This window comes from Pseudomonas sp. TYF_14, from assembly GCF_043105275.1.
GTDB lineage: Bacteria > Pseudomonadota > Gammaproteobacteria > Pseudomonadales > Pseudomonadaceae > Aquipseudomonas > Aquipseudomonas alloputida.
Genome location: NZ_JBICLK010000054.1, coordinates 68,295 through 79,811, shown reverse-complemented (window position 1 = coordinate 79,811; position 11,517 = coordinate 68,295). Strand labels below are relative to the sequence as shown.

Here is an 11,517-nt window from a genome sequence, read left to right as displayed (position 1 = left end):
ACTCAGGCCGGTTGTTCCGCAGGGTTTTTGGCGACCGAGCACAGGCGGATCGAATCGGCGAGGATCTCGATGGCCTTTGGCCGCGGGAAGCTGGCGCGCCAGGCGATGGCTACCGTGCGGAACGGTGCCGGTGCCGTCAACGGGCGCACTTCGATGACGCCGGGGGCATAGTGGTGGCTGTGCACTGCCGACAGCGGCAAGATCGATACGCCAAGGCCGGAAGCCACCATGTGACGGATGGTTTCCAGTGAGCTGGACTCGACCGTGGTGTGCCTTGAGCCTTCACCCCCCTTGTTCAGGGTAGGGCAGGCTTCCAGTACCTGGTCACGGAAGCAGTGGCCCTCACCAAGCAGCAACAGGCTCTTGTCATTGAGCATGGCGGTGTCGATGGTCTTTTTCGCCGTCCATGGGTGGTCGGCAGGCATCAGGGCGCAGAACGGTTCATCGTATAGCGGTAGCGTCAGCACGTCGGCTTCGTTGAACGGCAGGGCGATGATCACCGCGTCCAGTTCGCCGTTGCGCAGCTTTTCACGCAGTACGTGGGTGAAGTTTTCTTCGATGTACAGCGGCATTTGCGGCGCTACGCGGTGCAGCTGCGGGATCAGGTGCGGGAACAGGTAGGGGCCGACGGTGTAGATGGCGCCGACCTTGAGCGGAGCGGTCAGCTGATTCTTGCCGGCCTGGGCCAGCTCGCGAATGCCCTGGGCCTGCTCCAGTACCTTCTGCGCTTGGGCGACGATATTTTCGCCGACCGGCGTCAGGCGTACTGCGCTTTTGCTGCGCTCGAAGATCAGAACGCCAAGCTCGTCCTCGAGCTTCTTCACACCGACCGACAGGGTGGGTTGGCTCACGTGACAGCGCTCGGCGGCATGGCCGAAGTGCTGTTCCTGGGCGAGTGTGACGATGTAGCGTAATTCTGTAAGGGTCATAACGTGCGTCCATGAAGTTGCGGGCCCAGCATAGCGGCTGCAATCGATAGACGCACGTTATCAGACTTGCCGAATTGTGACAGAAGCAAAAGTCTTAGCGGCGGTCCAGTGAGTAGACGAACGGTGCCACGACTTCAATCGTGCCATTGTTCAGCAACTCGGGTGGCGGCTTGGGTACCGTGCCGGCCCGACGGATCATTTCCAGGGTCGCCCGGTCCAGTGCGGCACTGCCTGAGCCACCGGCCATGGAGTACGACACGACCTTGCCTTCGGCGTCGACCACGAAGCGTAGGCGGTTCATGCCTTGCAGGCCGCGACGGCGCGCGTCTTCCGGGTAACGCTTGTACTTGGCAAGGTGGCGCAGCAGGTCGCTCTGCCAGGTTGGCAAGGCGTTGCTGTTGGACGCAATGCTCGGTGCCGGTGCCGCGGACTTCTGCGGTGGCGAGTTGCTGGGCGGTGCGTCCACCGTTTGCTCGGTGGGCGGTGCTTCCTTCGGCGGCTCAGGCTTTTTCTCGGGCTTGGGCGGCTGGGGCTTGGCCTTCGGCTTGGGCGGCTTGGGGATGGCGATCTTGGGCTTGGGCGCTTCTGCCAGCTTCGGCAACGGTGGTTCCTCGACCGGGGCCGGTGGCTGCGGAGCTGCCTTTGGGGGTGGTGGTGGCGCAGGCTCCGGCAACGGTGCCAGTTCGACCATCATCGCTGCCGGGGGCAGCTCGATGGCCTGTGGCACCGACCAGTTGAGCGTCAGCAGCACGGCGACCACGTGCACACCCAGCACGATCGCCAGGCTGCCACCGTAGCGCGCCATGTTAGAGCGCGTTTTCATCATTTCTTGGCTGCCGTCTCGAGACCTACCAGACCGACTTTCAGGTAGCCGGCCGCGCGCATGTTGTTCATCACTTCCATCAGGTCGCCGTAATCCACGCCTTTGTCAGCCTGGAAGAAGATGGTGGTTTCCTTGTCACCCTTGGTCTTGGCGTCGAGCATCGGGCCAAGCTGGTCGGGTGCAGCAACCTGATCGTCGCCGACATACAGCTTCTGGTCGGCCTTGACGCTGACGAACACCGGTTTCTCCGGCCTTGGCGCCGGTTTGGCGGTTGAGGCCGGCAGGTCGACCTTGATGTCGACCGTGGCCAAGGGGGCTGCGACCATGAAGATGATCAGCAGCACCAGCATCACGTCGATGAACGGCGTAACGTTGATTTCGTGGTTTTCGGCGAGGTCGTCGCCACCTTCGTTGAGATGCAGGCCCATGGCTTACCCCACTTTCACCATGTGCGGGGCGGCGCGCTCGCTACCCTGGTGGTCCAGATCACGGCTGACCAGCAGCAGTACCTGGGCGGAGGCATCGGACACCTGCGCCTTGTAACCGGCAATGGAGCGGGCGAAGACGTTGTAGATGACCACGGCCGGGATTGCCGCGACCAGGCCCAGAGCAGTGGCCAGCAGCGCTTCGGCGATACCTGGGGCAACGACGGCCAGGTTGGTGGTCTGGGTCTTGGCGATGCCGATGAAGCTGTTCATGATGCCCCATACGGTACCGAACAGGCCGACGAACGGCGCGGTGGAACCGATGGTCGCGAGGACGCCGGTGCCGCTGCTCATGGTACGGCCGCTGGCATGCACCAGGCGCTCCAGACGGAAGCTGACGCGTTCCTTGATACCTTCTTTTTCGCGAGCGTTAGCCGAAAGACGCATCTCTTCGAGGGCGTCGTGGACCAGGGTGTGGGCCAGGGTGCCTTCCTTGTTGGTGACCTCGCTGGCTTCTTTCAGGGTGGTGGACTTCTTCAGCTGGGCGATTTCACCACGCAGGCGACGCTTGGCGCCCATCAGCTCGAAGCCTTTGGCAATCCAGATGGTCCAGGTGATGATGGAGGCGATGGCCAGGCCGATCATGACGATCTTCACCACGATGTCGGCGTTCTTGTACATGCCCCATGGGGACAGGTCATGGGCCATTCCCAGCGAGGTGTCTTCGACCAGGGCTTGAACGCTCGGGTCTGCTGCGGCCGGGTTGCTGGCAGTGGCATCAGGCGCCGGAGCATCCGCCGGGGCAGCAGCAGGTGCGGCCGGGGCAGTGGCAGCAGCAGGTGTGGCGGCGTTGGTGGTTGGCTCATCGGCCATGGCCACCGGGGCCAGCACCAGGCTAACTGTCAGCGCGGCGATGGCGCGCCAGGCGCGCGACGGGGTTGGCGAAGCGGAAGGTTGAGTACGTGTCATGCTGGCCGGACCTGATGAAGAAAAAAGTGAGCGTTCTCCAAGGCCTCGATGTAGGCCGAGAACAATTTGGCGGTCATTATTGCAAGTAATTCTTGTTAACAAAAGTAATATTGTAGCTTTTTTCGCCTATGGTCTAGCCGCCCATCGTGTAGCGTGGCCAAGCTGATTAATTGGTCTAGGGAGTTTAGAGATGTCAGACCTTTCCGTGATGGTGGTGGGTTGTGGTGATGTGGGTGGGCGTCTGGCCAGGCAGATGTTGGCTAAAGGCTGGCAGGTGAGCGGCCTGCGCCGTTCTGTTGGTCAGCTGCCCGCAGGGGTTCAGCCGGTTGCCGCAGATTTGGCCGAACCGTCGATACCGCAGGCCTGGCCACAGGGCCCGCTGGACTACCTTGTGTACTGCGTGGCGGCCAGCCAGCACGATGAGGCGGGTTACCAGGCAGCCTATGTCGATGGTTTGCGCCATGTGTTGGCCTGGTTGGCCGAGCGTGGCCAACGCCCGCGCCGGCTATTGTTCGTCTCCAGCAGCAGCGTGTATGCGCAGAAGGACGGCGAGTGGATAGCTGAGGGCGCTGCCACCGAGCCCGAGGGCTATTCCGGACGGGTGATGCTGGAGGCTGAACGGTTGGCACTGGCCAGCGGCATCCCGGCGAGCGTGGTCCGCCTGACCGGTATCTATGGCCCAGGGCGCGAGTGGTTGCTGAGCCAGGTGCGTCAGGGTTACCGCGTTGCCGAGGAGCCGCCGCTGTATGGCAACCGCATTCATGCCGAAGATGCCGCCAGCCTGCTGGCGTTTCTGCTGCAGGCCGATGCTGATGGCAAGGCTCTAGACGACTGCTACATTGGCGTCGATGATGACCCGGCGCCGCTGGCCGATGTGGTGGCCTGGCTGCGGGCGTATATGGGCGTTACCGAATGGTCCGATGAGCAGCGGGTGCGGCGTACTGGTAGCAAGCGTTGCAGCAATGCCCGGGCGCGGGCGCTGGGTTGGGCGCCGGTATATCCGAGCTACAAGGAAGGCTACGCCGCGATCCTGGCAGGAAAAGCCTAGCTGGCAACTGGCGCGATGCCTTGTGGGAGCAACTGTCTTGCTCAATTTCTAAAAGCTGGCGCGATCCCTGTGGGAGCGGGCTTGCCCGCGAACACGGGCGAAGCCCGTGCCATCCACCGCGGTGTCTTCTTCGCGGGTAAACCCGATCCTACAGGGACCGCGCATCATCTCAGCTGCGCTCCAGCGTCCACTGACGCTTGCCCGCTGCCAGCTCTGGCATTTCATCCGGCTGTGCACGGTTCACTGCCTGGAAAATCTCCAGCTTGTCACCATCGCGCTTGATGATGAACGGTGCACCACGCTGGTTGCGCTCCAGCCACAGGCTGTCATTGTTGCCACCCATGGTCGCGCAATCACCCGCCAGGCACAGGGCGAAGCGGTCCGGCCCCGGTAGGCCGGTGACGTTGCCGGTGTCGCTGAAGCGCACGCTGGCGCCCTTGCCTTGGCCTTCGACGATCTTCCAGTTACCACCCAGGTAGGCCTGGTAAAGCGCTTTCTCGAAGCTGCTGCCCAGTGGTGCATTGGCTGCAGCCTGCGCCTTGGCGCGCACGAAGGTTTGCTTGGTGCCGTTCTGGTCGACGGCCAGCAGCTCGTCGCCATCGAGCGAAAGCTGCTCGGTCTGGCCGCCTTGGAAACGGGCCTGCCATTGCTTTTCATTGGCGCTCAGCTGGCCGTCGGCGGCCTCGAAACCATTGCTATAGCTAGCTTGCTGATTGGCCACGTCGAGCTTCCACTCGAACACTGGGCCGTGCTCATTCAGCGCCTGGCGCAGGCTGCCGGCTTTGACCGCCGCAGTGATGGCTTCCTGGTTGATCCAGATGCCGTTGAAATCTTCGGGTTTGTGGCTGGTGCAGCCGCCCAGTAGCAGGGCTGCCAGCGCGAAGGGCAGTGCTTGACGCATGACGGGGTAACCTTGCAGAGGAAGGAGGGTGACGGGCAGGGCCCGTCACCAGGGCATCATTCGATGACCAGGATGGCGTCCATTTCGACCTGGGCGCCTTTCGGCAGTGCGGCAACGCCGATGGCGGCGCGGGCCGGGTAGGGCTGTTCGAAGTAGCGGCCCATCACCTCGTTTACCTTGGCGAAGTGGCTCAGGTCGGTGAGGAAGATGTTCAGTTTCACGATGTCCTTGAACGAACCGCCAGCAGCTTCAGCCACGGCCTTGAGGTTCTCGAACACCTGCACGGTCTGGGCTTCGAAGCCTTCGACCAGCTCCATGGTCTTCGGGTCCAGAGGGATTTGGCCCGACATGTACACGGTGTTGCCGGCCTTGATCGCCTGCGAGTAGGTGCCGATGGCGGCAGGGGCCTTGTCGCTGTTGATGACGGTTTTGCTCATGATGACTCCTTGCGGTTGGCGGACTACGTACGCATGCGGGTGATGCGGACCACACCGGTCAGGGTACGCAGCTTCTTGATCACACGCGCCAGGTGCACGCGGTCGTGCACGCTGACCACCAGTTGGACCACGCTGATACGGCCGTCGCGTTCGTCCATGCTGATCTTCTCAATGTTGCCGTCGGCGGCGTTGACGCTGCTGGCCAGCAGGGCGATCAGCCCGCGCTGGTGTTCCAGTTCGACACGCAGTTCGACATTGAACTCGCCAGTGATGTCCTTGGCCCAGGAGAGTTGCACGCACTTTTCGGGGTTGTGGCGGATTTCACTGATGTTGCGGCAGTTCTCCAGGTGCACGACCATGCCCTTGCCGGCCGACAGGTGGCCGACAATCGGGTCACCCGGGATCGGCGTGCAGCACTTGGCGTAGCTGAGCACCAGGCCTTCGGTGCCGCGGATCGCCAGTGGGCCTTCTGGCGCCGGCAGCTGTTCGCCTTCGGCCGACAGCAGGCGGCGCGCGACCACGTAGGCCATGCGGTTGCCCAGGCCGATGTCTTCGAGCAGGTCTTCTATGAGCTCCAGGCGGTACTCGGCGAGAATAGACTGGATGCGTTCCTGGGGGATTTTCTCCAGGCTGCTGTCGAAGCCAGTGAGTACCTTGTTCAGCAGGCGCTCGCCCAGGCTGATGGACTCCGAGCGGCGCTGTTGCTTGAGCGCGTGGCGGATATTCGTGCGTGCCTTGCCCGAGACCACAAAGTTGAGCCATGCCGGGTTTGGCCGAGCGCCCGGGGCGCTGACGATTTCCACTGTCGAGCCGCTTTGCAGCGGTTCGGACAGCGGCGCCAGGCGGCGGTTGATGCGGCACGCGATGCAACTGTTACCAACGTCGGTGTGCACCGCGTAGGCGAAGTCGACGGCCGTGGAGCCTTTGGGCAACTCCATGATCCGGCCTTTGGGCGTGAACACGTAGACCTCGTCCGGGAACAGGTCGATCTTCACGCTCTCGATGAATTCCAGGGAGTTGCCGGCACGTTGCTGCAGTTCGAGGATACCCTTGACCCACTGGCGGGCACGCGCGTGGCTGCCCTTGGGCTGCTCGTCGTCGTTTGACTTGTACAGCCAGTGCGCGGCGATGCCGTTGTTGGCCATCTCTTCCATTTCGCGGGTGCGAATCTGGATTTCGATGGGCACGCCGTGCATGCCGAACAGGGTGGTGTGCAACGACTGGTAGCCGTTGGCCTTGGGGATCGCGATGTAATCCTTGAAGCGTCCGGGCAGCGGCTTGTACAGGTTGTGTACGGCGCCGAGCACGCGGTAACAGGTGTCAACCTTGTCGACGATGATGCGGAAGGCATACACGTCCATGATCTCGTTGAAGGCACGGCGCTTGCCGCGCATCTTCTTGTAGATGCCATAGAGGTGTTTCTGCCGACCGCTGACTTCGCCCTCGATGCCGTCGGCGGCCAGGCAGTTGGCCAGCGAGTGCTCGATCTTGGCGACGATCTCTTTGCGGTTGCCGCGCGCGCTCTTCACTGCACGATGAATCAGCGACGAGCGCATCGGGTGCATGGCCTTGAAGCCAAGGTCTTCGAACTCTACGCGCACGGTGTGCATCCCCAGGCGGTTTGCGATGGGGGCGTAGATCTCGAGGGTTTCCTTGGCAATGCGCCGGCGCTTTTCGCCAGACAGCACTTCCAGGGTGCGCATGTTGTGCAGGCGGTCGGCCAGCTTGACCAGGATCACGCGGATATCGCGGGCCATGGCCATGGCCATCTTCTGGAAGTTTTCCGCCTGCGCCTCGGCCTTGGTCTCGAAATTCATCTGGGTCAGCTTGCTGACCCCATCGACCAATTCGGCCACGGTCTCGCCAAACTGCTGGCTGAGGGCTTCCTTGGCGATGCCGGTGTCTTCGATCACATCGTGCAGCATGGCCGCCATCAGGCTCTGATGGTCCATGTGCATGTCGGCGAGGATGCTGGCCACGGCCAGCGGGTGGGTCACGTAGGGCTCGCCACTGCGGCGGCGTTGCCCATCGTGGGCCTGTTCGGCGTAGAAATAGGCACGCCGAACCAGGTTGACCTGTTCGGGGCCAAGATAGGTCGAAAGCCGTTCGGCCAAGGCTTCTATACCCGGCATGGGTTCACCTCCTGCCGAGGAAGAGGGCCTTGCGCCGTACGACGTCGACCTGGCATCAATCAGACAGCCTCGTTGTTCTCGTCCTCGAACGCGGCGAACACCGGATCCTCGGTGACGATCTCTTCAGCGGCGATGAACTCGTTGGTGACGATGCCTTCGGCAATTTCACGCAGGGCAACAACGGTTGGCTTGTCGTTTTCCCACGCAACGCGTGGCTCTTTGCCGCCGGTCGCCAGCTGGCGAGCGCGCTTGGTCGAGAGCATGACCAGCTCAAAGCGGTTATCCACGTGTTCCAGGCAGTCTTCAACAGTTACGCGGGCCATGGTCTTCCTCAGTAGCAATTGCGGTGGGCGTGCAGCCCATTAATGGGCAGGCGGACTCGATAGTATAAAAATTCACCAGCCAATAGGGAAGCGCTGTTTTGCCGGGCGGTACCTGCAAAACCAGCGATGCCTTCTTCGCGGGTGAACCCGCTCCTACAGGGGCCGCGTAGCTTGTAGCGGCGGGTTTACCCGCGAAAGGGCCGGAACAGACACCCTCAGTGCATGAGCCTGACGATAACCTCAGAGCATCGCGTCACGCAACCGCGGGGTCAGCTCTTCGAACAAGGTCTGCACCGAGCGCAACGCCCGGCAATCCGGCCGGGTCAGCAACCACAGCTGAGTGTCGCAGCCGGGCAGGGGGCCGCTGAGTGCATCCACCCCGGGCAGCGCATGCACCATGTAGTCCGGCAGTGCTGCCACGCCCAGGCCGGCCATTACCAACTGGGCGATGGTCGACATGCTGCTGCACTGGTAGCGCGGGCTCAGGCCCGGGTGTTGCTGGTTGCGCCAGACCACCGTAGGGTGGTCCTGCATCGAGTCGTCTGGTGCGATCCACGGCACGCTGGCGGGGGACTCGCTGAGGCGCTCGCGCCACTGTGGCTGGCCGCAGACCACATAGGAGGTCGAACCCAGGTTGCGGCCCACCAGGTGCTCCGGTGGCGTATTGGTCAGGCGCAGGGCGATGTCGGCGTCGCGCCGGCTGAGGTTGGCGAAGGTGTTGGAGGTGCCCATCTCCAGCGACAAGGCCGGGTAGTTGGACATGAACTCGGCCAGTGCGGGCAGCAACAGGCTGTGCATCACCGCCTCCGTGCAGGTCAGGCGCACCGTGCCGCTGACCACTTGCTCGCCACTGGTCATGGCAATGCGCGCCGCTTCCAGCGCCTGCTCGGCACGTTCGGCCTGCTCGGCCAAGGCCTGGGCGGTGTCAGTCGGCAGATAGCCCTTTCGGCTCTTGACGAACAAGGCGGTGCCCAGCGCCGACTCCAATCGGCGGATCGAGCGGAATACGGTCGAAACGTCGACTTTGAGCAGTTCGGCGGCTTTGGCCAGCGAGCGGCCACGTTCCAGTGCCAGGACCAGAGAGAGGTCTGCGTGGGTTATCTGATATTGCATTGATGCACGCTCTGCTTGCCAAATTGCCAATGTCTGTTGCGTCTGGGCCATTTTATAGTGAAACGGCCCCCCGGAATCAATGCGCCCGGTCGGGTAACCAGTCCCCACGATGGGAAAGTGAAAACAACAACAGCTGCAACCATCGTCGCCCGTGAGGCGCCAGCCGTATCCCCACATCGCCGCAGCACATCAAAGGATGTACACCATGACGTCGGTAACCCCGTGCGCCAGTTCTTCCAGCGAGATGAATGACTTCCTCCAGGCCCATCCGGACACGCAGTACGTAGACCTGCTGATCTCCGACATGAATGGCGTGGTACGTGGCAAGCGCATCGAGCGGGCCAGCCTGCACAAGGTGTACGAGAAGGGCATCAACCTGCCCGCATCGCTGTTCGCCCTTGATATCAACGGTTCCACTGTCGAAAGCACCGGCCTTGGCCTGGACATCGGCGACGCCGACCGCTTCTGTTTCCCGATCCCCGGCACGCTGTCGGACGAGCCGTGGCAAAAGCGCCCCACCGCCCAGCTGCTGATGACCATGCACGAGCTGGATGGCCAGCCGTTCTTCGCCGACCCGCGTGAAGTGCTGCGCCAGGTGGTGAGCAAGTTCGACGACCTGGGCCTGACTATCTGCGCCGCGTTCGAACTGGAGTTCTACCTGATCGACCAGGACAACCTCAACGGCCGCCCACAGCCGCCGCGCTCGCCGATCTCCGGCAAGCGCCCGCAGTCGACCCAGGTGTACCTGATCGACGACCTCGACGAGTACGCCGACTGCTTGCAGGACATGCTCGAAGCGGCCAAGGAACAGGGCCTGCCCGCCGACGCCATCGTCAAGGAAAGCGCCCCGGCGCAGTTCGAGGTCAACTTGCACCACGTGGCGGATCCGCTGAAGGCCTGCGATTACGCGATCCTGCTCAAGCGCCTGATCAAGAACATCGCCTACGACCATGAAATGGACACCACCTTCATGGCCAAGCCCTACCCGGGCCAGGCAGGCAACGGCCTGCATGTGCACATTTCATTGCTGGACAAGAAAACCGGCAAGAACATCTTCGCCAGTGACGATCCGCTGCAAAGCGATACGCTGCGCCACGCCATTGGTGGCGTGCTGGAAACCATGCCGGCGTCGATGGCCTTCCTGTGCCCCAACATCAACTCCTACCGCCGCTTCGGTGCGCAGTTCTACGTGCCCAATGCGCCGAGCTGGGGCCTGGACAACCGCACCGTGGCCGTACGCGTGCCCACCGACAGCAGCGAAAACGTGCGCCTTGAGCACCGTGTAGCCGGCGCCGATGCCAACCCGTACCTGATGCTCGCGGCGATCCTTGCCGGCGTTCACCATGGCCTGACCAACAAGGTCGAGCCCGAGGCGCCGATCGAAGGCAACTCCTACGAGCAGCTGGAGCAAAGCCTGCCGAACAACCTGCGCGATGCCCTGCGCGCGCTGGATGACAGCGAAGTCCTCAACCAATACATCAGCCCGGACTACATCGATATCTTCGTGGCCTGCAAGGAAAGCGAACTGGCCGAGTTCGAAGTGTCGATTTCCGATCTTGAGTACAACTGGTACCTGCACACGGTGTAAGCCCATGAGCGCAAATGCGGTCCCTTTGATCGGTGTCAGCGCCTGCCGTCAGCAGGTAGGGAAGAACTCCTCGCACACGGTCGGCGACAAGTATGTCGAGGCGGCCGGCTTTGCCGGCTTGCCACTGATCTTGCCGGCCCGTGATGGCGGCAGCGACACGCAAGCGCTGCTGGCTCGCCTGCACGGCATTGTTTTTACCGGCTCGCCTTCAAATATCGAGCCGCATCATTACAATGGCGCCCCCAGTGTGGCGGGTACCCGGCATGATCTGGCGCGTGATCGCCTGACCCTGCCGCTGCTGCAGGCAGCCATTGCCGTCGGTGTGCCCGTATTCTGCATCTGCCGAGGCTACCAGGAGCTGAACGTGGCCCTTGGCGGCAGCCTGCACCAGCGTGTGCAGGAGCTGCCTGGCTACCTTGACCACCGCGAACCCGAGGATGCCCCCCTGGAGGTGCAATACAGCCCTCGCCACTCGGTCAGTATCGAGCCTGGCGGGTTGTTCGAGCGCCTGGGCCTGGGGGCGCAGTTCGAGGTCAATTCGCTGCACAGCCAGGGCATCGACCGTCTGGCCCCGGGCCTGCGCGTCGAGGCACGGGCCCCGGATGGCCTGGTCGAGGCGGTGTCCATGCCTGCGGCACCGGGCTTTGTGCTCGGGGTGCAATGGCACCCGGAGTGGCGCTTCAACGAAAACCCGGTCTCGCTGCGTCTGTTTCAGGCGTTTCGCGAGGCCTGCAATGCCTACGCAGCACGGGAGGGCTTACGGCAGGAATGATTCTGACGTCAGCCGAAGGTCTCGGATGACTCGTTCCCGATAGCAAGCTTTCAATGA

Annotated in this window: 12 protein-coding genes; 3 read left to right on the top strand and 9 right to left on the bottom strand. The window is 62.7% G+C overall.

Annotated elements, in window-relative coordinates:
* Window positions 1–2: 2 nt before the first annotated feature.
* The 4 genes from ACF8O8_RS14030 to exbB form a co-directional block, all read right to left on the bottom strand.
* Window positions 3–929, bottom strand: coding sequence for a hydrogen peroxide-inducible genes activator (locus tag ACF8O8_RS14030; protein ID WP_003253362.1), 927 nt, complete (start codon window positions 927–929; stop codon window positions 3–5).
* A 94-nt stretch (window positions 930–1,023) separates the two neighbouring features.
* Window positions 1,024–1,755, bottom strand: a complete 732-nt coding sequence (locus ACF8O8_RS14025) for an energy transducer TonB (RefSeq protein WP_010955804.1) — start codon at window positions 1,753–1,755, stop codon at window positions 1,024–1,026.
* Entirely contained in the window at window positions 1,752–2,180 is a 429-nt protein-coding gene (gene exbD, locus ACF8O8_RS14020) for a TonB system transport protein ExbD (RefSeq protein ID WP_003253367.1), read from the bottom strand. The genes ACF8O8_RS14025 and exbD overlap by 4 nt, the downstream gene beginning before the upstream one ends.
* 3 nt (window positions 2,181–2,183) lie before the next feature.
* Window positions 2,184–3,146, bottom strand: coding sequence for a tonB-system energizer ExbB (exbB, locus tag ACF8O8_RS14015; protein ID WP_392509867.1), 963 nt, complete (start codon window positions 3,144–3,146; stop codon window positions 2,184–2,186).
* A 190-nt stretch (window positions 3,147–3,336) separates the two neighbouring features.
* Between exbB and ACF8O8_RS14010 the strand changes: the two genes are divergently transcribed.
* Complete coding sequence (locus ACF8O8_RS14010) at window positions 3,337–4,194, top strand: NAD-dependent epimerase/dehydratase family protein (protein WP_064493086.1); 858 nt, start codon at window positions 3,337–3,339, stop codon at window positions 4,192–4,194.
* A gap of 169 nt (window positions 4,195–4,363) precedes the next feature.
* Here ACF8O8_RS14010 and ACF8O8_RS14005 read toward each other — a convergent pair whose 3' ends face one another.
* From ACF8O8_RS14005 to ACF8O8_RS13985, 5 genes are all read right to left on the bottom strand, one after another.
* Complete coding sequence (locus tag ACF8O8_RS14005; protein ID WP_010955801.1) at window positions 4,364–5,095, bottom strand: lipoprotein; 732 nt, start codon at window positions 5,093–5,095, stop codon at window positions 4,364–4,366.
* 56 nt (window positions 5,096–5,151) lie between these two features.
* The gene (locus tag ACF8O8_RS14000) at window positions 5,152–5,532 is read right to left on the bottom strand and encodes a RidA family protein (RefSeq protein ID WP_009684531.1); all 381 of its coding nucleotides are present in this window, start codon (window positions 5,530–5,532) and stop codon (window positions 5,152–5,154) included.
* 23 nt (window positions 5,533–5,555) lie between these two features.
* Complete coding sequence (gene spoT / locus ACF8O8_RS13995; protein WP_010955800.1) at window positions 5,556–7,664, bottom strand: bifunctional GTP diphosphokinase/guanosine-3',5'-bis pyrophosphate 3'-pyrophosphohydrolase; 2,109 nt, start codon at window positions 7,662–7,664, stop codon at window positions 5,556–5,558.
* A 59-nt stretch (window positions 7,665–7,723) separates the two neighbouring features.
* Window positions 7,724–7,987, bottom strand: coding sequence for a DNA-directed RNA polymerase subunit omega (gene rpoZ, locus ACF8O8_RS13990; RefSeq protein WP_003253383.1), 264 nt, complete (start codon window positions 7,985–7,987; stop codon window positions 7,724–7,726).
* Between the two features lie 240 nt (window positions 7,988–8,227).
* Complete coding sequence (locus ACF8O8_RS13985; RefSeq protein WP_003253385.1) at window positions 8,228–9,100, bottom strand: LysR family transcriptional regulator; 873 nt, start codon at window positions 9,098–9,100, stop codon at window positions 8,228–8,230.
* A gap of 205 nt (window positions 9,101–9,305) precedes the next feature.
* Here ACF8O8_RS13985 and ACF8O8_RS13980 point away from each other — a divergent pair, with 205 nt between their 5' ends.
* Both ACF8O8_RS13980 and ACF8O8_RS13975 read left to right on the top strand, forming a co-directional pair.
* The gene (locus ACF8O8_RS13980) at window positions 9,306–10,688 is read left to right on the top strand and encodes a glutamine synthetase family protein (RefSeq protein ID WP_392509866.1); all 1,383 of its coding nucleotides are present in this window, start codon (window positions 9,306–9,308) and stop codon (window positions 10,686–10,688) included.
* Between the two features lie 4 nt (window positions 10,689–10,692).
* A complete protein-coding gene (locus ACF8O8_RS13975; protein ID WP_392509865.1) occupies window positions 10,693–11,460 on the top strand; it encodes a gamma-glutamyl-gamma-aminobutyrate hydrolase family protein in 768 nt (255 codons plus the stop codon).
* Window positions 11,461–11,517: the final 57 nt, after the last annotated feature.